15 protein-coding genes and 3 tRNA genes are annotated in these 23,059 nt (G+C 65.8%); 10 read left to right on the forward strand and 8 right to left on the reverse strand.

What is annotated here, in order from left to right:
- Positions 1-82: 82 nt before the first annotated feature.
- From EV669_RS00485 to EV669_RS00495, 3 genes are read left to right on the forward strand one after another with little or no spacing between them, the layout of a single operon-like run.
- On the forward strand, positions 83-1,279 hold the full coding sequence (locus tag EV669_RS00485) for an efflux RND transporter periplasmic adaptor subunit (protein ID WP_083460515.1): 1,197 nt from the start codon (positions 83-85) through the stop codon (positions 1,277-1,279).
- Entirely contained in the window at positions 1,276-3,216 is a 1,941-nt protein-coding gene (locus EV669_RS00490; RefSeq protein ID WP_132097610.1) for a MacB family efflux pump subunit, read from the forward strand. The genes EV669_RS00485 and EV669_RS00490 overlap by 4 nt, the downstream gene beginning before the upstream one ends.
- 11 nt (positions 3,217-3,227) lie before the next feature.
- A complete protein-coding gene (locus EV669_RS00495; protein ID WP_165922671.1) occupies positions 3,228-4,631 on the forward strand; it encodes an efflux transporter outer membrane subunit in 1,404 nt (467 codons plus the stop codon).
- Here EV669_RS00495 and selA read toward each other — a convergent pair.
- Positions 4,620-6,026: an L-seryl-tRNA(Sec) selenium transferase gene (selA, locus tag EV669_RS00500; protein ID WP_054285438.1), complete on the reverse strand. Its 1,407-nt coding sequence runs from the start codon at positions 6,024-6,026 to the stop codon at positions 4,620-4,622. The two genes, EV669_RS00495 and selA, sit on opposite strands and share 12 nt — an antisense overlap.
- A gap of 105 nt (positions 6,027-6,131) precedes the next feature.
- Positions 6,132-7,292: a hypothetical protein gene (locus EV669_RS00505; RefSeq protein ID WP_132097612.1), complete on the reverse strand. Its 1,161-nt coding sequence runs from the start codon at positions 7,290-7,292 to the stop codon at positions 6,132-6,134.
- A 314-nt stretch (positions 7,293-7,606) separates the two neighbouring features.
- Here EV669_RS00505 and EV669_RS00510 point away from each other — a divergent pair, with 314 nt between their 5' ends.
- Positions 7,607-8,137 carry a GAF domain-containing protein gene (locus tag EV669_RS00510; RefSeq protein WP_054285440.1) on the forward strand — a complete coding sequence of 177 codons (531 nt, stop codon included), beginning with the start codon at positions 7,607-7,609 and terminating at the stop codon, positions 8,135-8,137.
- On the forward strand, positions 8,134-10,233 hold the full coding sequence (locus EV669_RS00515) for a putative bifunctional diguanylate cyclase/phosphodiesterase (RefSeq protein ID WP_132097613.1): 2,100 nt from the start codon (positions 8,134-8,136) through the stop codon (positions 10,231-10,233). Before EV669_RS00510 ends, EV669_RS00515 begins: the two co-directional genes overlap by 4 nt.
- A 75-nt stretch (positions 10,234-10,308) precedes the next feature.
- On the opposite strand, the gene fdhE is transcribed toward EV669_RS00515, so the two are convergent.
- The 4 genes from fdhE to fdnG are packed head-to-tail and all read right to left on the reverse strand — an operon-like array spanning position 10,309 to position 15,820.
- Positions 10,309-11,220: a formate dehydrogenase accessory protein FdhE gene (gene fdhE, locus EV669_RS00520; protein WP_132097614.1), complete on the reverse strand. Its 912-nt coding sequence runs from the start codon at positions 11,218-11,220 to the stop codon at positions 10,309-10,311.
- Complete coding sequence (locus EV669_RS00525) at positions 11,217-11,879, reverse strand: formate dehydrogenase subunit gamma (protein ID WP_054285443.1); 663 nt, start codon at positions 11,877-11,879, stop codon at positions 11,217-11,219. Before EV669_RS00525 ends, fdhE begins: the two co-directional genes overlap by 4 nt.
- Positions 11,876-12,754: a formate dehydrogenase subunit beta gene (gene fdxH / locus EV669_RS00530; RefSeq protein ID WP_055434198.1), complete on the reverse strand. Its 879-nt coding sequence runs from the start codon at positions 12,752-12,754 to the stop codon at positions 11,876-11,878. Before fdxH ends, EV669_RS00525 begins: the two co-directional genes overlap by 4 nt.
- Before the next feature lie 9 nt (positions 12,755-12,763).
- Positions 12,764-15,820, reverse strand: coding sequence for a formate dehydrogenase-N subunit alpha (fdnG, locus tag EV669_RS00535; RefSeq protein WP_132097615.1), 3,057 nt, complete (start codon positions 15,818-15,820; stop codon positions 12,764-12,766).
- Positions 15,821-16,016: 196 nt separating this feature from the next.
- Here fdnG and fdhD point away from each other — a divergent pair, with 196 nt between their 5' ends.
- From fdhD to EV669_RS00560, 5 genes are all read left to right on the forward strand, one after another.
- The gene (gene fdhD / locus EV669_RS00540; protein ID WP_318271255.1) at positions 16,017-16,784 is read left to right on the forward strand and encodes a formate dehydrogenase accessory sulfurtransferase FdhD; all 768 of its coding nucleotides are present in this window, start codon (positions 16,017-16,019) and stop codon (positions 16,782-16,784) included.
- Positions 16,785-16,925: 141 nt separating this feature from the next.
- Positions 16,926-18,158 carry an aspartate kinase gene (locus tag EV669_RS00545; RefSeq protein ID WP_054285448.1) on the forward strand — a complete coding sequence of 411 codons (1,233 nt, stop codon included), beginning with the start codon at positions 16,926-16,928 and terminating at the stop codon, positions 18,156-18,158.
- Positions 18,159-18,209: 51 nt separating this feature from the next.
- Positions 18,210-18,303, forward strand: a tRNA-Ser gene (locus EV669_RS00550).
- A gap of 6 nt (positions 18,304-18,309) precedes the next feature.
- Positions 18,310-18,386, forward strand: a tRNA-Arg gene (locus tag EV669_RS00555).
- Between the two features lie 4 nt (positions 18,387-18,390).
- Positions 18,391-18,465, forward strand: a tRNA-Glu gene (locus tag EV669_RS00560).
- Between the two features lie 198 nt (positions 18,466-18,663).
- Here EV669_RS00560 and EV669_RS00565 read toward each other — a convergent pair.
- Positions 18,664-21,867 (reverse strand): hybrid sensor histidine kinase/response regulator, encoded by a 3,204-nt coding sequence (locus EV669_RS00565; RefSeq protein ID WP_132097617.1) that lies wholly within the window; start codon positions 21,865-21,867, stop codon positions 18,664-18,666.
- 152 nt (positions 21,868-22,019) lie between these two features.
- Positions 22,020-23,048, reverse strand: coding sequence for a cytochrome d ubiquinol oxidase subunit II (locus EV669_RS00570; protein WP_132097618.1), 1,029 nt, complete (start codon positions 23,046-23,048; stop codon positions 22,020-22,022).
- Positions 23,049-23,059: the final 11 nt, after the last annotated feature.

Genomic DNA, 23,059 nt, shown 5'->3' on the forward strand with positions numbered 1-23,059 from the left:
TTACACGCCCACGGTGTAATGACCAGAGCAGGCAGGCACCGGATACGGTGTGCCGCCCTTTCTTCTTTCGACACGGAACACGATGATGCGCAATCAACGGAGCAGGCGATGGCTGTACGGTGTGCTGGCCGCGCTAGGACTGGTGCTGGCCTTGGCGGGCGGCTATGCCTATTGGCAGGGGCGGCAGGCAGATACCGCCGAGCAGACAGTGACGGTGCAGCTGGGCGATGTGGAGAAGACGGTCACGGCGCTGGGCAGCCTCCAACCCAAGGATTACGTGGATGTCGGGGCGCAGGTGTCCGGCCAGCTGCGTCGGGTACATGTGGACGTGGGAGATGTGGTGAAGAAAGGCCAGCTGCTGGCCGAGATCGACCCGGACGTCTACCGCGCGCGGGTGGAGGGCGACCGTGCCAGTCTGCGCGACCTCGAAGCCCAACTGGCCCGCCAGCAGGCAGTGCTGCGCCTGGCGACGCAGACCGCCGGGCGCACACGTGCCTTGGCCGAGATCGGCGCCGCCAGCCATGAAACGCTGGAGCAGGATGCCGCTGCGCTGGACGAGGCACGCGCCTCGCTCGCCTCCATCCGTGCCCAGATCGACAAGGCGCGCTCCACCCTGTCCGGAGACGAAGCCAACCTAGGCTACACCCGGATCTATGCCCCGATGGACGGCACGGTGGTGTCGCTGGCCCTGCTGCAAGGGCAGACGATCAACGCCAACCAGCAGGCGCCCACCATCCTGCGCATCGCGCATCTGGATGTAATGACCGTGCACGCACAGGTGGCTGAGGCCGACGTACCGCGCATCCGGCCGGGCATGCCGGTGTACTTCACCACCTTGGGCGATGCGCGTCGCAAGCTGCAGGCCACCGTGCGGCAAGTGCTGCCTACGCCGGAAAAGGTGAACGATGTGGTGCTCTATACCGTGCTGGCCGACGTCGACAATCGCGACCGCAGCCTGATGACCGACATGACCGCACAGACTTTCTTCGTGCTGGATGCGGCTAGGCGGCTGCCGGTGGTGCCGCTTGCCGCGCTGCGCCCTGTGGGGGAGGACGGGCGCCATTACCTGGCCCGGGTGCGCACTGCGAACGGGGTGGTTCGCCGCCCGGTGACGGTGCGACTGGCCAGCCGCACCCAGGCCGCCATCGAAAGCGGACTCAAGGCGGGGGACGTGGTTGTGCTGCCCGGTGCCACCGGCGCCACCGGGCGCGACCGCGCGCCCAGCCGCCGGGCCGGGGCGGGCAGTGGCGGGATGCTGCCGCCCGGAGGCCGGCCGTGAGCGCGCTGCTCGAGCTGCAGGGCGTGGTGCGGCGCTACCCCTCCGGCGAAGGCGAGGTCACCGTGCTCAAGGGCATCAGCCTGACGGTGCGCCAAGGCGAGTTCGTGGCGCTGCTGGGTCCTTCCGGGTGCGGCAAGTCCACGCTGATGAACATCATCGGTTGCCTGGACCGCCCCTCTGCCGGGCACTACCGCATCCATGGCCACGATGTCGCCGGGCTGGATGCCGATGCGCTGGCTAGCCTGCGACGCGATACCTTCGGCTTCGTGTTCCAGCGCTACAACCTGCTGGCCAATGCCACGGCCGAGGAGAATGTCGAGGTGCCCGCGATCTATGCCGGGATGGCACGCGAGGCGCGGCGTACCCGCGCCCGGGCCCTGCTGGGGCAGCTGGGGTTGGCCGAAAAGGTGGCTTACCGGCCTGCGCAGCTCTCGGGCGGACAGCAGCAGCGGGTGTCCATTGCCCGCGCGCTGATGAACGATGCGCCCGTGATCCTGGCGGATGAGCCCACCGGTGCGCTCGACACCCGCAGCGGGCAGGACGTGCTGGCGCTGCTCAAGGCGCTGCACGCGCAAGGACGCACCATCGTGCTGATCACCCACGACCTGTCGATCGCCGAGCACGCCGAACGCATCGTGCGCCTGCGCGATGGTGAGGTGGAGTCCGATTCCGGCTCTGTGCGCGAGGCGGCGCCCCTCGGCACCCACTCGCCGGCACTGCAGGCCACTTCCGTCGGTGCCTGGGTATGGGCGGAGGCGGGCGAGGCGGTGGCGATGGCCTTTGCCGCGCTGCGCGCCAACCTTTTTCGCACCGCCCTGACGCTGTTGGGGGTGATCATCGGCGTGGCGGCGGTGGTGACAATGATGGCAATCGGGGACGGAGGCAAGGCGGACGTGGTGAACCGCATCGCCTCAATGGGGACCAACCAGCTGCTGATCCGGCCGGGCGCACCCGGTGTGCGCGCCAGTGGTGATGTAGCCACGCTGAGCACCGCGGACGCGGAGGAGATCGCTACGTTGCCCAATGTGGCGGCAGTGGTCCCTGAGCGCAGCGGCAGTGTCACGCTGCGCTATGGCAGCAACGACTACCGCACCCAGGTGCGGGGCGTCTGGCCCGCCTATCCCGAGGCCAAGGACTGGGGGTTGGCCGAAGGCAGCTTCTTTACCCGCACCGACCTGGACAGCTATGCGCCGGTGATCGTGCTGGGCAAGACAGTGGTGCGAAGCCTGTTTCCGGACGGCGAGGACCCGATCGGTCGCTATGTCCTGGTGAAGAACGTGCCTTTCGAGGTTATCGGCGTGATGGCCGAGAAGGGGGCGACCTCGTTCGGCAGCGACCAGGACGATGTGGTGTTCGTGCCGCTCTCCACCGGCTTCATGCGCGTGTTCGGCAAGCAGTACGCCAGCACCATCACTGTCAAGGTGCGGGACTTGGCCAGCATTGACGCCACCGAGGCCGCCATCGTCGACCTGCTGCGGGCCCGCCACCAGACCGAAGACTTCCAGGTGCGTAACACTGCCGCCCTGCTGGAGACGGTGTCGGAAACCCAGAATACCCTGACCCTCCTGCTCGGTTCGGTCGCCGCCATCTCGCTGCTGGTGGGGGGCATCGGCGTGATGAACATCATGCTGGTATCGGTGACCGAGCGCACCCGGGAGATCGGCGTGCGCATGGCCACGGGCGCCCGCATGGTCAATATCCTGATGCAGTTCAACATCGAGGCAGTGGTGGTATGTGGACTGGGCGGCCTCTTGGGCATCGCCATCGGCCTCTTCACCGCCTGGACGCTGGGGCACTTCGGCATCAGCGTGGCCTTCTCAGTCTGGCCGCCACTTTGGGCCTTCAGTTGCGCCTTCCTCACCGGCTGGCTGTTCGGTTACCTCCCCGCCCGCAAGGCGGCCCGCCTCGATCCGGTCGTGGCGCTCGCCTCCGAATGACAGGAAATTCCATGTACTCCTTGCTTCCCTCTCGCATTCCGCGGCTTGTCCTGCTCCTCACTGCCGTGGTGACGACGGGCTGCGCCAGCCTGGGCGATGTGGCCACGCCCCGACCCGCTGCCGTGCCCGACACCTGGCAGGCCCGCCTGCCGGAAGGGCCGACTGTGGCTTCCGAAACCTGGTGGCCGGCCTTCGGCCAACCCGAGCTTGTCCGGCTTCTGGAGACCGCCCGCAACAACAGCCCGGACTGGCGTGCGGCTAGGGCCCGTATTGCGCAGGCACGGGCGCAGCTGGCTGGCAGTCAGGCGGCGCAGTGGCCCACGCTGGGGCTGGAGGGCAGCGCCAGCAGTAGCCGCTTCCGGCAGGATGGCCAGCGCGGCAGCAGCGACAGCCGCCAGGCCGGGCTCACCGTCAATTACGAGCTAGATCTGTGGGGACGGCTGTCGGCCCAGACGCGTGCGGCCGAGGCCCGTCTGGCCTCCAGCGACGCCGCGGCGGCCGCCACTTGGCTGGTGCTGGAAACCGACATCGCCTCGGCCTACTTCCAGCTGGCCTCGCTCAACGAGCGCATTGCGCTGACCGAACGCACGCTGACGCTGCTGCGCACCCAGGAAGCGCGCAGCGAGGACAAGCGCCGGTTGGGTGCGGCCACCCTACAGGACGTGGCTCAGCAGCGGCAGTTGCGTCTGACGCAGGAGGCGGCGCTGGAGGCGCTGCGTGCGCAGGCGCACGACGTCACCACTGCGCTGGCGGTGTGGGTGGGTGCCACACCGCAGGGGTTCTCCGTCCAGCCCGCATCCCTGAATGCCACGGGTCGCCCGCTGCCGGCACCGCTGCAACCGGCGATGCTGCTGGTACGCCGGCCCGACTTGCGCGAAGCCGAGGCGGCGCTGGCAGCGGCCGATGCCAACGTGGCGGCGGCACGGGCTGCTTTTTATCCGTCGCTCTCTATGTCTGCGCGCGGAGTGGTCAGCACGGTCGCCTCCGGAGGGACGGACCTGCTGGCTTCGCTGGCCGGCAGCCTGTCGCAGGCACTCTTCGACGGCGGCGCACGCAACGCCACCTTGGCCGAAACCCGGGCGCGCCGCGAGGAGCTGGTGGCCGCCTACCGCAAGGTAGTATTGACTGCGCTGAAGGAAGGGGAGGATGCGCTGGCCGGAGTGGCCAGCAGCCAGGCGCGGGCAGCGCAGTCGGCTGCGGCGCTGGAGGCGGCCCGTACCGCCTACCGCATGGCAGAAGCCCGGCAGCGTTTGGGCGCCCTCGACCCGCTGGGGCTGCTGGAGGCCGAGCGCACTCTCATCAGCAGTGAGACAGCGGACGCCAGCGCCCGGCTGGAGGAAGTGCAGGCACTGGTGAGCCTGTACAAGGCGCTGGGCGGTGCCGGCCAAGGCACCACGGCCGCCTCAGCAGGCTGACAGGTGCCTGAGGTTGGCCGAAAACGCTTCGGCATCCTCCAGGCAGCGCAGGTCCAGCCACAGGCGGCCCTCGGCCAGACGCCCCAGTACGGGGCGGGGAAGGGCACGCAAAGCGTCGGCCAGCGCGGTCAGCGCACCGCCGCGTCCGCTGACCGGTGCCACCGTCAGGGCCAGGCTGGGCAGGCTGTCCACTGGCAGCGAGCCACTGCCAATCTGAGAGAGACAGGGTTCCACTGCCACTGCAAAGCACGGCCCCAGCACGGACGCGAGCTGAGGACGCAGGGCATCCGCCAGAGGCTGCATCGCAGCGGGTGATCGGGTCAGCAGGCGCAGCGTCGGCAGCGTTTCGGCCAACCTGTCAGGCTCCAGATAAAGCCGCAAGGTGGCCTCCAGGGCCGCCAGCGTCAGCTTGTCGCAGCGCAAGGCACGCTTGAGCGGATGTTTCTGGATACGGTCGATCCAGGCCTTGCGGCCGATGATCAGGCCAGCCTGCGGTCCCCCCAGGAGTTTGTCCCCCGAGAACGACACCAGGTCCACGCCGGCTGCAATCATCGCCTGCGGCATCGGCTCGGCCGGTAGCCCGTAACGCGACAGGTCCACCAGCGCGCCCGAGCCCAGGTCGGTGGCCACCGGCAGGCCATGCTCGCGCGCCAGACCCACCAGATCGGCCTCGCCCACACTGGCGGTGAAGCCCTGGATGGCGTAGTTGCTGGTGTGCACCTTCATCAGCAGGGCGGTATCGGGACCGATCGCAGTACGGTAGTCTGACAGATGGGTGCGGTTGGTGGCTCCCACCTCGTGCAGCCGGCACCCGGCCTGGCGCATCACGTCCGGCATGCGGAAGGCACCGCCGATTTCCACCAGCTCGCCGCGCGAGACCACCACCTCGCGCCCGGCCGCCACCGTGGAGAGCATGATCAGTACGGCCGCCGCATTGTTGTTGACCACGCACGCCGCTTCGGCGCCAGTGAGGGTGCACAGCAGGCTACTGATCGCGTGGTCGCGATGGCCGCGCCCGGCACCGTCCAGGTCGTACTCTAGTGTCACCGCGCTGCGCATGGCGGCACTGACAGCTTCCACCGCCACTTCTGCCTGCACCGCCCGGCCGAGGTTGGTGTGCAGCACCGTCCCCGTCAGGTTGAACACCGGGCGCATCGTCACCTGCCGCCGTGCGGCCAACTGCTGTGCCAGCTGCAGGGCCAGCGCTTCGGGCTGCAGCGCGTCTTCGGCCAACGGGGTGCCTTGGCGCAGGGCATCGCGCGCCGCCGAGAGGGCCGTGCGGATGGCTTCGTTGACAGACTGGCTGCCGAACTCACTGTGCAGGGGGGCAAGAGCGGGATGGGCCGACAGGCGGTCCACGGAAGGCAGGGCGGCAAACGGATTCGATCGGGACATTGCAGATCTTGGGCTACGGGTCTGCCGCAAGGGTGGCGCAAAGCGCGCACGGCCGCAAGCGGGGCTTTCCCGCAGCGGCCGTACGTGAAGGGCGCAGAGCCCGGATCAGTCGGTCATGCGCTCCCAGCCGCGGCGCACCGCGTCCTTGAAGCGGTCCCAGGCGCTGTCCGGGTAGCGGGTCTCCCAGTCGCGGCGTGCCTCGGGCTCCAGTACGTCCCAGTCACGGTCGGCATAGCGGGTATCGCCGCGCAGCCGGTGGCCGTATTCGTAGGCCGGGCGATAGTCCTCGTAACGTCCGCCCGAGGTGGCATAACGCGTCTGCCAGTCGCTGCGGAAGGCGCTGTCGTCGAATTCGGCGCTGCTCGCATGCACACGTTCGTCACGCAGACCGGTGTCCAGACCGGTGGTGGGCTGGGTGATGCCGTCGGTGGACGTGTCTGTGGTCAGGCTGTTCCAGCCGTGGCGCACGGCGTCCTTGAAGCGTTCCCAGGCATTGTCCGGATAGCGCACCTCCCAGTCGCGGTGTGCTTCGGCCTCCACCGTGTCCCAGTCTCGGCCGGCATAGCGCGCATGGTTGCGCAGGCTGGCGCCAAACTGGTAGGCCGGTGCATAGTCCTCGTACTGGCCGCCGGCTGCCGCATAGTGACTGTCCCAGTGTGTACGGTAGCCGGTATGGTCTTCGTAACGCCCGCCAATCATGCCAATGTCGGCCGGTGCGGCGTCGCGCGGGATCGGGCGATGGGGCAATACCCGCACGTGGCTGGTGGCACGGCTGCTTTCCTGGTCGCGGGTGTCGGTGCCGAACTGGCCGTTCATGACGGGCAGCAGGTTTTCCCGCTCGTAGCGGATCTCGTCGGCGGTGAAGGGGCGAGCGCCGGTGTCGTAGCCGGTCCAGCCGGAGGTGCGCCAGTGCTGCACCCGCTCGTCCAGGTTCACAGCTCCGGACGCGTCCAGCACCTGACGGGCGCGTTCCAGGCGCGCCTCATCGTCGACATCCACGGTGATCACCGATCCGCCGCGGCGCACCGCTTCGGAGTAATAGTCGGCATCGTAGGTGTCCTCACCAACACTGAAGAGGTCGGCAAAAAAGTTGCGGATGCTGTTGCCTAGGCCTTCGTCTTCCACGACGGCATCGCCGGTCTTGCGAAAGCGCTCCACCGAGCGCACGTCCAGGTCGCCTTCGCTGAAGCCGGCGCGCACCAGTGCGTCCACAGCGTTCTGGGCTTGTTCGGCGCTGTCGAAAACGCCTACAACGGTATGTGCCATGTCATTTCTCCTTGCGTAGACCGGGCTGCGACCAGGGGTGGCTGCACCGGGCCGCGGTTTGCGGCAAAACAGGGCCGGACGGGCAGAAACCGGGCGCCCGGCCGGGACGGTTTGGCTGGCGGACAGGGCCCCCATGCCGTAAAGCCGGTTTGGCTCTAGCGTGTGCAAGCGATGTGCCCGTTGCCAGGCGGCATGCTTGGCGAGGAATTTGCTTTGAAAACATGGCCTGGGCTGTTAGCCACGGTTAACATGGGATCGACCGTCTCCGGGTGTTGCCAAGCCCGGTCCTGACCTGTCGGCAAGGAGTTTTCCGCATGATCTATCCTCCCTTCCCCGCGGACGAGCACGAACGGATCGCCACGCTGCATGCGCTGGGCATTCTGGATACCGGGCGTGAGCCCAGCTTCGACCAGGTGACCGACTGGGCGTCCAACTATTTCCAGGTGCCGATTGCGCTGGTCACCCTGGTGGACCACGACCGGCAGTGGTTCAAGTCGGCCTGCGGACTGGATACCCCGGAAACCTCGCGCGAGGTTTCCTTCTGCGCGCACACAGTGGTGGACCGGCAACTGATGGTGGTGGAGAACGCGCTACTCGACCCGCGCTTCTTCGATAACCCTCTGGTCACCGGTGAGCCCTTCATCCGCTTCTATGCTGGGGCGCCGCTGCTGCTCAACGGGCAGGCGCTAGGTACCTTTTGCCTGATCGACAACCGACCGCGCCGGCTGGACGGTGAGGAGCGGGCAAAGCTGACCGCGATCGCCCGGCTGGTGGCCGAACTGATCGAACAACAGGCGCCACCGTCCTACCGCCCGCAGCAGGGCAGCCTGCGGAGGATGGCATGACCCCGGTGTACCTTCCCTGGGTGGTGATGCTGTCGTACGCCGTGGCCGTGCTGGCCTCCTACACCGCGCTGACGCTGGCGGGCCGTCTGGGTCGCAACAACCTCGTCTCCGAACGGCTCTGGCTGGTAGGTGGGGCGGTGGTGCTGGGTACCGGCATCTGGGCGATGCACTTCACCGGCATGCTGGCCATGCGCCTGCCGATTCCGGTGGGTTACGACTTCACCCATACCCTGTTGTCCTGGCTACTGGCCGTGTCCGCTTCGGCACTGGCGATGTGGGTGCTGCGCCGCAGGCGGGTGCCCGGCTGGGCGCTGGCGCTGGCAGGTGGGCTGACCGGCCTGGGCATTGCAGGCATGCACTATGTGGGCATGCTGGGCATGCGCATGCAGCCGATGATCCGTTATGTGCCTTGGCTGGTGGTGCTGTCGGTGGTGGTGGCGGTGGCCGCTTCGCTGCTGGCGCTATGGCTGGGACTGCGTGTGCGTCAGACCACGCTGCCGTCGCGCATGATGCGCCTGGGTGGGGCGCTGCTCTTGGGGCTGGGCATCGCGGGCATGCATTACCTGGGCATGGCGGCCGCCCGGTTTGCACCGGATGCGGTGTGTGGCGCCAGCAACCTGATCGACCAGAACGTCCTTGTCGTTCTGGTCGGGGGCGGCGGCCTGACCCTCCTGACACTGGCCTGGCTGGTGGCGGTGCTGGATGCCCGCCTGGAGAGCAAGACCGCCCGACTGGTGGACTCGCTACAGACCGCCACGGCGGAACTCATCCATCTCTCCAACCGCGACGCGCTGACCGGGCTGCCCAACCGGCGGGCCTTCGAGAACCGGATGCAGGAGCTGACCGCGCTCGGCGTACCGGTGACGGTGGCGTTCGTCGATCTGGACGGCTTCAAGCCGGTCAACGATTCGCTGGGGCATCAGGTGGGTGACGAAGTGCTGGCCGAGGTGGCCCGGCGTCTTGCGGCGCTCGAATATCCCAACCTGATGCCTGCACGCATCGGTGGCGATGAGTTCGTGCTTCTGGTGACCGGCGAGTTCGATCGCACCGTGCTGCTGCGTGAAGCCGACAGCCTGATCGCCAGGGTGCGCGAGCCGATCCAGGTGGGGCGCCACGTGGTGGAGCTGAGCTGCTCGATCGGCATCGCCAGTGCTCCCGAGCACACCCGCACGCTGTCGCGGCTGATCACGCTGGCGGACGCGGCGATGTACGAGGCCAAGCGCAGCGGCAAGAATCAGGCGCTGTTCTATTCGCCGCAGATGGATATCGGTTCGGCCGACCTGATCGACCAGCAGCGCGACCTGCGGCGTGCCATCGGCATGGGCGAATTTGTGCTTTATTACCAGCCCAAGGTGGAGATCGCCACCGGCCGGGTCAGCGGCGTCGAGGCCTTGGTCCGCTGGATGCACCCCGACAAGGGCGTGGTTGGGCCAGCCTCGTTCATCCCGCTGATGGAGCGCTTCGGCCTGATCAGCGACCTGGGCCGCATCGTGCTGGATCTGGCGCTGGCCGACCTCAAGCGCTGGCAGGGCATGGGCCTGAGCCTGCCAGTGTCGATCAATCTCTCGCCGCAGCAGTTCCGGCGCGAAGGGTTGGCCGAAGGCATCATCGCCCATGTGGAAGGCAGCGGCATCGATCCGGCGGTGTTCACGCTGGAGATCACCGAAACGATGGCGATGGATGACGATGCGCGCACCCTGAACACGCTGGCCACGCTGCGTGCCGCCGGGATGCGGGTCTCGCTGGACGACTTCGGCACCGGCTACTCCAGCCTGTCGGTGCTGCGCGACCTGGCACCGGAGGAGGTAAAGATCGACCGCAGCTTCGTGCGTGACATCGAGCACAGCCGTCCGGCTCGTGAGATGGTAACCGCGATGGTGGCCATGGGGCAGGCGCTGGGGATGAAGGTGGTGGCCGAGGGGGTGGAGTCCGCCGGACAGGTGGCCATCCTGCGCAACACCGGCTGCGATCAGGTCCAGGGCTATTTCTACAGCATGCCCCTACCGGCGGCGGATCTGGTGATGTGGCTGGACCGGCAGGCACCCTCGGGTGCGCTGCTGCCACACGGCCCGGACGCGACGGTGTCCTCGCCCTGACGGGCGCCGGCGGCCAATGAAAAACGCGCCCGGCTCCTGCGAGCGGGCGCGTCGCCATTTGAGGCAGCGATGGACTCAGCCAGGAAACAGGAAAGGATTGAGGCTGCTGCGTGCAAACCCTTCCTCCTCCATCCGCGCGTCCAGCGCCAGCGTGGCCAGGTCGTCGGCCACCGCATCGGCTGCAGCATCCCGGTCGAGCGACACGAGCTTGAGGTAGCTGCTGCACGCGCCACAGCTTTCTGCGCGGACCGCCGCCTCACGATCGTCCAGCGACCAGTAGCCCAAGTCCCGGCTGTCTTCGCAGTTGCTGCATTTGGCGCGCACCAGATGCCACTCGCTCTCGCACAGCCCGCAGTGCAGGTAGCGCAGCCCGGAACGGGCCCCGATCTGCTGCATGCTGGCCACCGGTGCGCTGCCGCACACCGGACACAGGTGACGGTGGTCCCCTGGTTCCGGAATGGCGGCGACCTTCAATTGGCTGGCCAACTGGCTGAAGTGTGCGGCGAGTGCCGCCCAGACAAAGGGCGCCTCCCCGGCCGGCACACGTTCGTACTGGCCTGAGAGCAGGTCTTGGGCGTACCCCTCCAGCAAGGCGTCCGGTGCTTCGGCCAACCTTGCTGCCACCTCTGCGGCAGGGCCGGTCAACGCCTGGGCCAGCTCGCGGCACAGGGCCCGCAGACCCTCGCGCCACAGCGCTTCGCGTGGCCAGGCCACCGCCCCGAGGGGCGGCAGGCCGTGCTCGGCGCATTGCCGGAAGTAGTCCCCTCGCTCGGGCAGTAGGACCGGCTGGCGGATCACCAGGCCCAGTTGTGCCTCGACGATGCGTGCAGCAAGGCGCAGGTAGTCGCCCATCGGATGCTGGGCGGCCAGGCTGTGCAGCCGGGCGGCTCGTGCCCGGTAAAGCTCGGTCGGGCGCGGCAGCAGCAGGGGTTCCAGGCCAGTGGGTTGCTGGACGAGCGTTTCGACCGGAACGATGCGGATGCTCATGGTTTCCCCTGGCGGGCCGGGGCGCCGCCTTCCGTGTGCCCGGCCTCCTGCATCTTTTCACGGTACCAGCGCGGATGGTGCTTGCGCGCCCAGGCCTCGCTCACCACGCCTTCGATCATCGCGCGCATCGTGCCCTTTACCCACAGGGCGGCGTACACATGCACGATGATGCCGGCAATCAGGATCAGCGCCGTCCAGGCATGCAGCAGCAGCGCCACGCGGATCACCGGGATCGGGAAGGCCGGTGCGAAATAGGGCCGCCAGATGACGATGCCCGAGATCACCAGCACCAGCATGCATCCGGTCATCAGCCAGAACATGCCTTTCTGGCCACCGTTGTACTTGCCCGTATCGCCGACTTCCCCCCCAAGCAGCACCGTCTTCACCGACGTCATCCAGCGGATGTCGTCGCGAGTGATGAAGTTGTGGTGCCAGTAGCGGAAAAACTGGCGGAAGAAGCCCAGGAACATCACCACCCCGACAAAGGGATGCACGATGCGCGCCAGCTGCGGCGTGCCGAACACGCCGGTCAGCCAGAAGAACGCCGGGTAGAAGAGCGCCAGGCCCGACAGAGCCAGGAGCACGAAGCACACCGCCACGATCCAGTGGTTGATGCGTTCGGCGGCGCCGTAGCGCCGGATCAGTCGTTCGCGGCTCATGCCTTGTCCTCCTCGTGATCCGTCTCATCGGCCCGGTTGGGGCCCACGCCGATGTAGTGGAAGAAGCCGAACAGCACCGAAGCGGCCAGGCCGACCGTGGCCAGCGGCTTGAGGAAGCCCTTCCACAGCCGTACCACCGGGCTGATCGCCGGTTTTTCCGGCAGTCCATGGTAGAGCTGCGGCCGGTCGGCATGGTGCAGCACATACATCACGTGGGTGCCGCCCACCCCTTCCGGATCGTACAGGCCCGCCTGCGCGTACCCCCGGGTCTTCAGCTCCTCCACACGGTCTGCCGCGTAGGCCTTCATGTCGTCCTTGCTACCAAAGCGGATCGCTCCAGTGGGGCAGGTCTTCACGCAGGCTGGCTCCTGGCCGACTGTGACGCGGTCCGAACACAGCGTGCACTTGTACGCCTTGTTGTCCTTGGCGTTGATGCGCGGTACGTTGAACGGACAGCCGGAGATGCAGTAGCCACAGCCGATGCAGTGCTCGGACTGGAAGTCCACAATCCCATTGGCGTACTGGATGATGGCGCCCGGCGAGGGACAGGCCTTCAGGCAGCCCGGTTCGGCACAGTGCATGCAGCCGTCCTTGCGGATCAGCCACTCCAGCTTGCCGTTTTCCTCCACCTCGCTGTAGCGCATCACCGTCCAGCTTTGCGCCGTCAGATCGGCCGGGTTGTCGTAGACGCCGACGTTCTCGCCCACTTCATCCCGCAGGTCGTTCCATTCGGAACAGGCCACCTGACAGGCCTTGCAGCCGATGCAGGTGGTCACGTCGATCAGCTTGGCTACCTCCACCTTGTGCTCGCGCGCGATCGGCGGCTGGGTGGGGCTGGCAGAGCGACGCAGGATATCTTGCGATTGCAGTGACATGGTCGCTCCTTATGCTTTCTCGACGTTGACGAGGAAGGACTTGAACTCCGGCGTCTGGGTGTTGGCATCTCCGACGAACGGGGTCAGCGTGTTGGCGATGAAGCCCTTCTTCGCCACGCCCTCGAAGCCCCAGTGGATCGGAATACCCACGTGGTGGACCTTCTTGCCGTTGACGTTCAGCGCCTTGATACGCTTGGTCACCACGGCCTTGGCCTTGATGTAGCCGCGCTTGGAGGACACCTTCACCGTGTCACCGTGCACGATGCCCTTCTCGGCCGCCAGTTCCTCGCCGATCTCCACGAACTGTTCCGGCTGCATGATGGCATTGAGCCGCGCATGCTTGGTCCAGTAGTGGAAGTGCTCGGTCAGACGGTAGGTGGTGGCTGCGTACGGGAAGGCCTCGTGCCCGCCCAACTGCTCCTTGTCCGTCTTGAAGAGGCGTGCTGCCGGGTTGGAAATCACCTTCGGATGCAGCGGGTTGGTGCCCAGTGGCGTCTCGAACGGTTCGTAGTGCTCCGGGAAGGGCCCTTCGGCCATCTTGTCGAGCGCGAACAGGCGCCCCAGCCCCTCGGTCTGCATGATGAAGGGGCCCATCGGCGACCCGGGCGGCTCGTCCGCCTTGAAGTCGGGCACGTCGATGCCCACCCACTTCTCACCGTTCCACTTGATCAGGGTACGGGCCTTGTCCCATGGCGTGCCGTCGGGACGGCAAGAGGCACGGTTGTAGAGGATGCGGCGGTTGGCCGGCCACGCCCAAGACCAGCCGGGCGTGTTGCCCAGCCCGGACGGATCGCTGTTGTCGCGACGTGCCATCTGGTTGCCGGCCTGTGTCCAGCTGCCGGCAAAGATCCAGCAGCCCGAAGCGGTGCTGCCGTCATCCTGTAGCGCGGCAAAGCCCGGCAGCTGCTCGCCCTTCTTGGCGAGGAACTGGCCTGGGTTCTTCGGATCCGGCAAATCGGCCAGCGCCCTGCCGTTGAGTTCCTTGGACAGCTCTTCCGGCTTGGGCTCGTGCGGATCGAGGTAGCTCCAGGACAGGCTCTGGATGGCATCGGGGAACTTGCCCCCTTCCTTGGCGTACATTGCCTTGAGCTTGAGGAAAATCCCCGCCAGGATCTCCGGGTCGGTCAGCGCTTCGCCCGGCGCATCAGCGCCCTTCCAGTGCCACTGCAGCCAGCGGCCGGAGTTGACGATGGCGCCGTCCTCCTCTGCAAAACACGTGGTCGGCAGACGGAAGACTTCGGTCTTGATGTCGGCTGTGCTGACGTCGTTCTGCTCGCCGTGGTTCTTCCAGAAGGTGGATGTCTCCGTCGCCAGCGGGTCCATGATCACGAGGTACTTCAGCCTGGAGAGCGATGCCACAACCTTGTTCTTGTTGGGGAACGAAGCTACCGGGTTGAAGCCTTGGCAGAAATAGCCGTTGACCTTGCCCGCGTGCATCATCTCGAAGTACTGCAGTACGTCGTAACCCTTGTCCCACTTGGGCAGCAGGTCGTAGCCCCAGCCGTTGTCGGCCGTTGCCTTGTCACCCCACATTGCCTTCATCAGCGAAACGAAGAACTTGGGATAGTTCTGCCAGTAGTTCATCTGGCCGTCTGCCAGCGGCTTGGCAGTGTACTTGCTCAGGTACGCCTCGAGCGTCGGCTCCTTCTCCGACGGCATCGTCAGATAGCCCGGCAGGCTGGTGGACAGCAGACCGATGTCGGTCAGGCCCTGGATGTTGGAGTGACCGCGCAGGGCGTTTACGCCGCCACCGGCCATGCCCATGTTGCCCAGCAGAAGCTGGATCATGGCCATGGTGCGGATGTTCTGGGCGCCGATCGAATGCTGCGTCCAGCCCAAGGCATACAGGAACGAGGTGGTCTTGTCCGCGGCGCCGGTCTCGGCGATGTATTCGCAGATCTTCTGGAAGGCCGCCTTGGGCGTACCGCAGATTGTTTCCACCATCTCCGGCGTGTAGCGCGCCACATGCGCCTTCAGCAGGTTGATCACACAGCGTGGGTCGGCCAGCGTGTCGTCGCGCTTGGCAAAGCCCTGCTCGTCGAGCTGGTAGCTCCAGGTGGACTTGTCGTAGCTGCGCTTTTCCGCGTTGTAGCCGCTGAATAGGCCGTCCTCGAAGGCGAAGTCCGGATTCACCAGCAGCGCAGCATTGGTGTACGCAAGGGTGTATTCCTTGTTGTACTTGCCTGTTTCCAGCAGATAGCGGATCACGCCCGACAGCAGGGTGATGTCGGTACCGGTGCGGATGGGGGCGTAGAAGTCTGCCACCGAGGCCGTGCGCGTGAAGCGCGGGTCGATGACGATCAGTTTCGCCTTGTTGCGGGTCTTGGCTTCAATGGCCCAGCGGAAGCCCACCGGGTGTGCTTCGGCGGCGTTCCCGCCCATCACTACGATCAAGTTCGCATTCTTGATGTCGACCCAATGGTTCGTCATGGCACCGCGACCAAATGTTGGGGCAAGACTTGCCACCGTTGGTCCGTGTCATACACGCGCCTGGTTATCGACCGCCAGCATCCCGAGGCTGCGAGTGAACTTGTGCGTCAGCCAGCCCGCTTCGTTGCTCGACGCCGAGGCGGCGAGGAAGCCAGTCGTCAGCCAGCGGTTGACGGTCACGCCATCGGCGTTCTTCTCCACGAAGTTCGCATCCCGGTCTGCCTTCATGTGTCGGGCGATGCGTTCGAACGCCTCTTCCCAGCTGATGCGCTTCCATTCGTTGCTGCCCGCCTCGCGGACTTCGGGATGCTTGAGCCGGTTGGGGCTGTGGATGAAGTCCACCAGCCCGGCGCCCTTCGGACAGAGCGCGCCGCGGTTAACCGGATGGTCCGGGTCCCCTTCGATGTGGAAAATTTCGGATTTCGCGTTCTTGGCGCCATCCCCCAGGCTGTACATCAGGATGCCACAGCCCACCGAACAGTAGGGACAGGTGTTCCGCGTTTCCGTGGCGCGCAGCAACTTGTAGTTGCGTACATCAGCCAGGGCTTTCTCGGGCATGAAACCCAAGGCCGCAATGGTCGAACCTGCCATACCGCCGGCGCACAGTTTGAAAAACTGCCGTCGGTTGACCTGCATGGTGCTTCTCCAGTGGAGCAATCAGAATGGGGCCGGCAGCATGCGCTTTTCTCGGCCCGAGGTGTTTATCGATGAGATCGACCCGGTATTATTGCAAGCGCTTACCGCTACTACAAATAGGGTTTTACCTGACGTGAAAAATATATGCGTGACCGGTGCAGAAACTGTTACAGATGCACCCGCAACAGGGGGCTCATTGATAAGGCTGACCCCTGGCGGGGCCGAGTCGGCAGAGGACAGGTTGGCCGAAGAGGTGCCGGTGGCGCTGGTGTACAACGATTTGGCCCATGCAGTGATGATGGCCACCCCGGCCGATCTGGAAGACTTTGCCTATGGCTTCACCTTGGCCGAAGGCATCGGCCGGCAGAGCGCCGACCTCTATGACGTGGACGTGCGTCGTGCAGCACAGGGCATCGAGCTTCGCATCGAGCTGGCCTCCGCCTGCTTCGCAGCATTGAAGGCACAACGACGCCAGTTGGCCGGTCGTACCGGCTGCGGCCTGTGCGGCGTGGAGCAGATCGAGGCGGTCTTTCGCGCGGTGCCGCCCCTGCCGTTCAGCCAGACGCTCCCGGCCAGCCTGCTCGATCCGATGCTATTGGCGCTGGGGAAACATCAGGCCCTGGCGCAGGAAACGGGGTGTACCCATGCTGCAGCCTGGTTCCTACCCGACGGCAGCTTTGCGCAGATCCGCGAGGACGTGGGCCGTCACGTGGCGCTGGACAAGCTGATCGGCTGGCGTGTGCGTCAGCCGGCCCTGCCTGCGGGCGTGGCGGTGATCAGCAGCCGTGCCAGCTACGAGATGGTGCACAAGGCCGTCAGCGCCGGTATCGAAATACTGGTGGCGGTGTCGGCCCCCACCGCCCTGGCGGTACGTGAAGCCGACGCTGCCGGCCTGACCCTGGTGGGATTTGCACGGCCTGGACGGGCCAACGTCTATACCCATCCCGACCGCATTGTTTACTAGGCCGGGACTGGCCCCTTGGGAATTTGCTGCGCCGCAAAAGCCGCTCTGGCGCTTGTAGAACAACAGCCTTGCAATTCTGCCTAGGTTAAGGCAAGAATCGAAGTTCGAATTTCCCATCCTCAATTAAACAAGAAAACCAGCATGGCACTTATCGTACAAAAGTACGGCGGCACCTCGGTTGGCAGTACCGAGCGCATCAAGAACGTAGCCCGCCGTGTCGCCAAATGGAAAGCACAGGGACATGATGTGGTTGTGGTCGTCTCCGCAATGAGCGGCGAGACCAACCGCCTCATCGCGCTTGCCAAGGACATTCAGGAATACCCCGACCCGCGTGAACTGGACGTGGTGGTCTCCACCGGCGAGCAGGTCACCATCGGGCTACTGGCCATGGCCCTGAAGGCCATCGGCCTGGATGCCCGCAGCTACTGTGGCTGGCAGGTGAAGATGACCACCGATTCCGCCCACACCAAGGCCCGCATCCAGTCGATCGACGACGGCGCCATGCGTGCTGACCTGGCCGAGGGTCGGGTGGTCATCGTGGCCGGCTTCCAGGGCGTGGACGAGCAGGGCAACATCACCACGCTCGGCCGTGGCGGCTCCGATACCTCGGCCGTGGCGCTGGCCGCCGCGCTCAAGGCTGACGAATGCCAGATCTACACCGACGTGGACGGGGTATACACCACCGACCCGCGCGTTGTTCCCGAGGCGCGCCGCCTGAAAACGATCACCTTCGAGGAGATGATCGAGATGGCCAGCCTCGGCTCCAAGGTCCTGCAGATCCGCTCGGTGGAGTTTGCAGGCAAGTACAAGGTTCGCCTGCGCGTGCTCTCCAGCTTCGAAGACGAGGGCGAAGGCACACTGATCACGTTTGAGGAAGATGAAAGCATGGAAAAGGCCGTTGTCGCAGGGATCGCATTCGATCGCAATGAAGCACGCATCAATGTGAAGGGTGTCCCGGACCGTCCGGGCATTGCCTACCAGATCCTGGGCCCGATTGCCGACGCCAACATCGAAGTGGACATGATCATCCAGAACGTGGGCGAGAACGGTACCACCGACTTCTCTTTTACCGTACCGCGTGGCGAATACCAGAAGACGCTGGACATCCTGCGCGAAGTGCAGACCCACATCGGTGCGGCCAAGCTCGAGGGTGACGACAAGGTGGCCAAGGTATCCATTGTGGGGGTGGGCATGCGTTCGCATTGCGGCGTGGCCTCCACCATGTTCCGCACCCTGGCAGAAGAGGGCATTAACATCCAGCTGATCACCACCTCCGAAATCAAGGTGTCGGTCCTGATCGATGAGAAGTACCTGGAGCTGGCGGTGCGGGTGCTGCACAAGGCCTTTGGCCTTGATCAGGCCGCTACCGTCTGAGGACGCTTGACAGGGGGCAAAACGCCCCCTAATATTGCGCTCTCTGGTGCTGGAGAAATGGCCGAGTGGTCGAAGGCACTTCCCTGCTAAGGAAGCATACGGGCTTAAACCTGTATCGAGGGTTCGAATCCCTCTTTCTCCGCCAGAAAACGCACCCGTAGCTCAGTTGGATAGAGTATCTGGCTACGAACCAGAGGGTCGGGCGTTCGAATCGCTCCGGGTGCGCCACAGAGTCCCTATAGTTTAGCGGTTAGAACACTGCCCTTTCACGGCGGCGGCCGGGGTTCGATTCCCCGTGGGGACGCCAGACACAGAAAAGCCGGCTTCATGCCGGCTTTTTGCATTCCTGCTTCCGCCTTTCTCCTCAGCCTGCGTCAACGTCCGTACCTAGGCTTCCAGGCCGCTACGCCTTGCTTGGTGCCACAGGTCATGGCCGCCGCCCTGCGCCGCCTGCCCGACACTGGGGTGCCGTCCAGGCGTCGACAGGCCTGACCGGCCACAGCCACTAGCAGTGGCCACCCAAGAGCACTCCCTTCCCTGATGCGGCCTCGAGCCTTGGCCCCGGACCTGTGGTCAGCGTACCGGCGGGGAGGGGGGGGTGCCATTCGGCCAAGAGTCGGGCGAGCTGCTCGTATTCGACCGGTTTGGTCAGATGGGCGTTGAAGCCGGCCTCGCGCGCGCGTCGCAGATGTTCTTCCTGTCCCCAGCCGGTGAGCGCCACCAGCCACGGCTGGCGGGGGAGCGGCAGCCGGCGTATCTGTTCGGCGGCCTCGTAGCCGTTGAGCACCGGCATGCCCAGATCCATGAACACCACCTCGGGGCCGAAGCGTTCCACCGCCTCGACCGCGGCAGCGCCATCATGGGCCATCTCCACCTCATGCCCGCTCAGTTCGAGCAGCATGGTCAGGCTCTCGGCGGCGTCATGGTTGTCATCCACGACCAGGATGCGGCGGCGGGCAGTGCCACTGCCGAGCACAACGTTGGCCGAAGGGCTCTCGGATGGGTCTGGAGGCAGGGCAGGGAGGGTGATGCGGAAACAGCTGCCCAGGCCAGGGCCAGGGCTCTGCGCACAGATCTGCCCGCCGTGCTTTTCCACCAGCTGACGCACCAGCGTCAGGCCGATCCCAAGGCCCGACTGCGCCCGGTTACGGCCCGCCTCGGCTTGGTAGAACATGTCGAAGATGTGGGCGAGGTCGTCCGCGGTTAGCCCAATGCCGTTGTCGGCCACGCTCAGCACGATCTGGCTGCCCTCGCGTTCGGCGCTGACACGGATCTGGCCGTGCGGCGGCGTGTACTTGGCAGCATTGTTGATAAGGTTCAGCACCACCTGCGTCAGCCGCACGAAATCGCCTTCCACATACAGCGGCGCCGCGGGCAGCTGGATTTCAAGGTGGTGGCCTTCACGGTCGATCAGGGGCTGGCTGCTCTCCACCGCGCTGCGCACCACCTCTGCCAGGGCGATCCGCTCCTTCCTCAGCTCAATGCGGTTGCGGGTGATGCGACTGACGTCGAGCAGGTCATCGATCAGGCGGGTGAGATGATTGACCTGGCGGTCGATCACGTCCTGCCCCCAACGCACCGTTTCGTCTTCGGGCGTCTTCATCCGCAGGACTTGCAGGGCATTGCGGATGGGGCTGAGCGGGTTGCGTAGCTCATGTGCCAGCGTGGCAAGGAACTCGTCCTTGCGCCGGTCGTTCTCGCGCAGCGTGTCCTCGGTCTCCTTGCGTTCGGTGATGTCGCCCAGCACTCCCAGCAGCACCACCGGCTCTCCTGCGCTGTCCGGTTGGAACTGTCCGGCCAGTTCCACCCAGCGCAGCATGCCGTCGCCACGACGGATGCGCACGGTGGCATACAGTAGCTGCCGGCTGTGCCGGGCATTGGCCAGTGCCGTCTCCAGCACCGGTCGGTCTTCGGGGAGCAGATACTGGTTGAAGAAGGCGTCGAGCGTGAGGAAGGGCGCATCGGGCGTCAGGCCGAAGATTTCCACGATCCGTGCGTTTTCCCACAAACCGGTTTGCGTGCGCAGGTTCCATTCGAATACCCCTAGCCCCGAAACCCCCAAGGCCAGGCGTAACCGCTTCTCGCTGGCGCGCAGTGCAGCTTCGGCTGCCTTCTGGGCCTGCAAGTCCGTCGCCGACCCGTACCACTTTACGATGCGCCCCTGCTCGTCGCGGGCCGGCCCCCCCAGGCTGAGGTACCAGCGGTAGCTGCCATCGGCGCGACGCACCCGGTGCTCGCACTGGTAAGGCGTGCCGGTGCTCACCGCCCGCTGCCAGGCGGCCACCGTAGCCTCCAGATCCTCCTCGTGCACGACCGGCGCCCACTCCCAGGCCCCTTCGCGGGCCTGACCGATACCGGCGAACTCCCGATAACGGGCATTGTAGTAATCCACCGTGCCATCCGGCTGGGCGGTCCACACCAGGTGCGGCATGGCATCCGCCAGAGCGCGAAAGCGCGCCTCGCTCTCCTCCAGGGCCTGGTCGCCCTGCTTGCGCTGGCTGATATCCGACAGGATGCCGCACACCATGGTGGCTTGGCCGTCTGGGCCCCGGTCAGTCACGGTGGTGTGGCCATGCACCCATACTGATTCTCCATCGGGCCGCACGTAGCGGTATTCGATGACGTAGTGGTCAGTACCGCTGCGGCCGCTGAGCACCGGCTCGATGGTCTGCAGGATGCGTTCGCGGTCCTCGGGGTGCATCAGGGCTCGCACCCGCTGCATGTGGTGCACCGGCGTGTCGGGGGGCAGGCCGATGATCTCGCAGCCGCGCGGCGAGATGAACACTTCCTCCGCCAGAACATCCCACTCCCAGTACCCATCGCTGCTGCCGTCGAGCATGCGCTTGAGCCGGGCGCGGCTCTGGTCCAAGGCGAGCTCGGCCTTCTTGCGTTCGGTGATGTCGACGTTGATGCCGATCATCCTCACCGGTTGGCCCGCTGCGTCGTAATGCACTTCGCCACGTGCGAGCAGCCAGCGTTCGGCACCGTCGTCGGCGCGAAAGATGCGGAATTCGGCGGAATAGTCGCCATTGACAAAGGCCTGGCGGATGGCCACGTCGGCCTGGGCACAGTCGTTGGGGTGCAGCAGGGGCCACCAGTCTTCCAGCTTTCCGCCAAACCCGCCGGCGGGCAGGCCATATACGGCGCACAGTTCGTCGGACCACCCGACTTCCCCTGACGCGATGTTCCAGTCGAAGCTGCCCGTGAACCCTGCCTTCTGTGCCAGCCGCAGCCGCGCTTCGGTGTGGGCGCGGGCCTCTTCGGCCAACCTGCGGTCATGGATGTCGGTGGAGGTGCCCACCCACTTGCTGGCTTCCCCGTGTGCATCCAGCACCGGCACCGCCCGGTTGCTGACCCAGCGGTAACTGCCGTCTGCCGTGCGCAGCCGGCACTCGATCTCGTAGGAGGCATTGCGGGCGAACGCATCCAGCATGCAGGCCCGCAGACTCTGCAGGTCGTCCGGATGCACGATGCTGCTCCAGCCCATGGCGTTCAGCGCCTCTAGCGTGCAGCCGGTCAGAAGACGGGTCTGGCCGTTGATGTATTCCAGTTCGCCGTTCTTGCACAGCACCCACACGCAATGGGGTAGGGCTTCGCTGAGCAGGTAGAGCTTCTCGCGCGTGTCCGCCAGGGCTTTCAGGCAGCCGCTGCTGTCGGGCAGGATATCGCCTCCGACCGGCAGGGCCTCGCCGGGCTGGGGGGGGAACATCGAACGACCGGACGCTTTCACGGATGGCAATCCCCGAGGCTGGGCCGGCACCGGATGCCGGCGGAATGGATGGGTGGGGATATCTTACCCAAGTGTGCGCCCGTGCGTGGGGGGAGTTTTGGCGGGCGGCGCCAGGACCGCCCGCCGCAGGCTCAGTAGTAGCTGAGCGGGTGGGCCTTGCCCCAGAACACACGGTAGGCATAGACGGTGTAAAAGAGGATGGCCGGCAGCACGATGACCACTCCTACCAGCAGGAACATCAGCGACTTGGGGGCGCTGGCGGCCTGCCAGATGTCCACCCGGTCCACCACCAGGAAGGGGAACAAGCTGTAGGCCAGACCGATGAACGCCAGAAGGAAAATGCCGGCGCTGATCACGAAGGGCAGCCAGTCGTGACGTGTGTCGCCGGCCGCCTGCCGGTCGGGAAACGCACGTAACAGGCGCTCGATCCACAGGAACAGGCCGGCGGTCAGCAGCGGAATGGGGAACAGCCACACCAGATTGTCCAGCGTGAACCACTTGTCGAAGATGCGACTGCTCACCATCGGCGTCACCACCGAGACGGCGGCCACGCCCAGCGCCGTTAGCCACAGGCTGCCGCGTGCCCAGCGTACTGCCCTGAGCTGCAGCGTGCCGCTGGTCTTCAGGATCAGCCAGCAGGACCCCAGCAGCGAGTAGCCCGCTGCCAGGGCCAGTGCCACGAACACGGCGAACAGCCAGCTGGCCACGCCAGGAGCGAAGCCGGTGATGTAGCGCCCCAGCATCAGCCCCTGTGACAGCGAGGCGAGCAGCGAGCCGGTGTAGAAGGCGCGGTTCCACCAAGGTTTGTGGTGGGCACGCGCCTTGACGCGGAAGTCGAAGGCCACACCGCGCAGGATGAGGCCGATGAGCATCAGCGTTACTGGCAGGTAGAGCGAGGTGAGGATGATGCCGTGTGCAATGGGGAAGGCCGTCAGCAGGATGCCCACCCCCAGCACCAGCCAGGTTTCGTTGGCATCCCAGAAGGGGCCGATCGAGGCGATCATCATGTCCTTTTCCTCGTCACCGGCCCGGCGCAGCAAGATGCCGATGCCCAGATCGTAGCCGTCGAGAATGACGTACACCAGCATGGCCAGCGCCAGCAGGCCCAGGAACACCAGCGGCAGCCAGCCCGCCGGCTGGGACAGGTCGTGTATCTGCATGGAAGCCTCCG

The sequence above is a fragment of the Gulbenkiania mobilis genome, assembly GCA_004346645.1.
GTDB classification, from domain to species: domain Bacteria; phylum Pseudomonadota; class Gammaproteobacteria; order Burkholderiales; family Chromobacteriaceae; genus Gulbenkiania; species Gulbenkiania mobilis.

Bases quoted from the DNA above. Each gene is read 5' to 3' on its own strand.
- EV669_RS00525 (WP_054285443.1), bottom strand. From the start codon at position 11,879: ATGAGCCGCGAACGACTGATCCGGCGCTACGGCGCCGCCGAACGCATC.
- EV669_RS00570 (WP_132097618.1), bottom strand. From the start codon at position 23,048: ATGCAGATACACGACCTGTCCCAGCCGGCGGGCTGGCTGCCGCTGGTG.
- EV669_RS00495 (WP_165922671.1), top strand. From the start codon at position 3,228: ATGTACTCCTTGCTTCCCTCTCGCATTCCGCGGCTTGTCCTGCTCCTC.
- EV669_RS00565 (WP_132097617.1), bottom strand. From the start codon at position 21,867: ATGTTCCCCCCCCAGCCCGGCGAGGCCCTGCCGGTCGGAGGCGATATC.
- EV669_RS00510 (WP_054285440.1), top strand. From the start codon at position 7,607: ATGATCTATCCTCCCTTCCCCGCGGACGAGCACGAACGGATCGCCACG.
- EV669_RS00515 (WP_132097613.1), top strand. From the start codon at position 8,134: ATGACCCCGGTGTACCTTCCCTGGGTGGTGATGCTGTCGTACGCCGTG.
- EV669_RS00545 (WP_054285448.1), top strand. From the start codon at position 16,926: ATGGCACTTATCGTACAAAAGTACGGCGGCACCTCGGTTGGCAGTACC.
- selA (WP_054285438.1), bottom strand. From the start codon at position 6,026: ATGTCCCGATCGAATCCGTTTGCCGCCCTGCCTTCCGTGGACCGCCTG.
- fdhE (WP_132097614.1), bottom strand. From the start codon at position 11,220: ATGAGCATCCGCATCGTTCCGGTCGAAACGCTCGTCCAGCAACCCACT.
- EV669_RS00505 (WP_132097612.1), bottom strand. From the start codon at position 7,292: ATGGCACATACCGTTGTAGGCGTTTTCGACAGCGCCGAACAAGCCCAG.
- fdxH (WP_055434198.1), bottom strand. From the start codon at position 12,754: ATGTCACTGCAATCGCAAGATATCCTGCGTCGCTCTGCCAGCCCCACC.
- EV669_RS00485 (WP_083460515.1), top strand. From the start codon at position 83: ATGATGCGCAATCAACGGAGCAGGCGATGGCTGTACGGTGTGCTGGCC.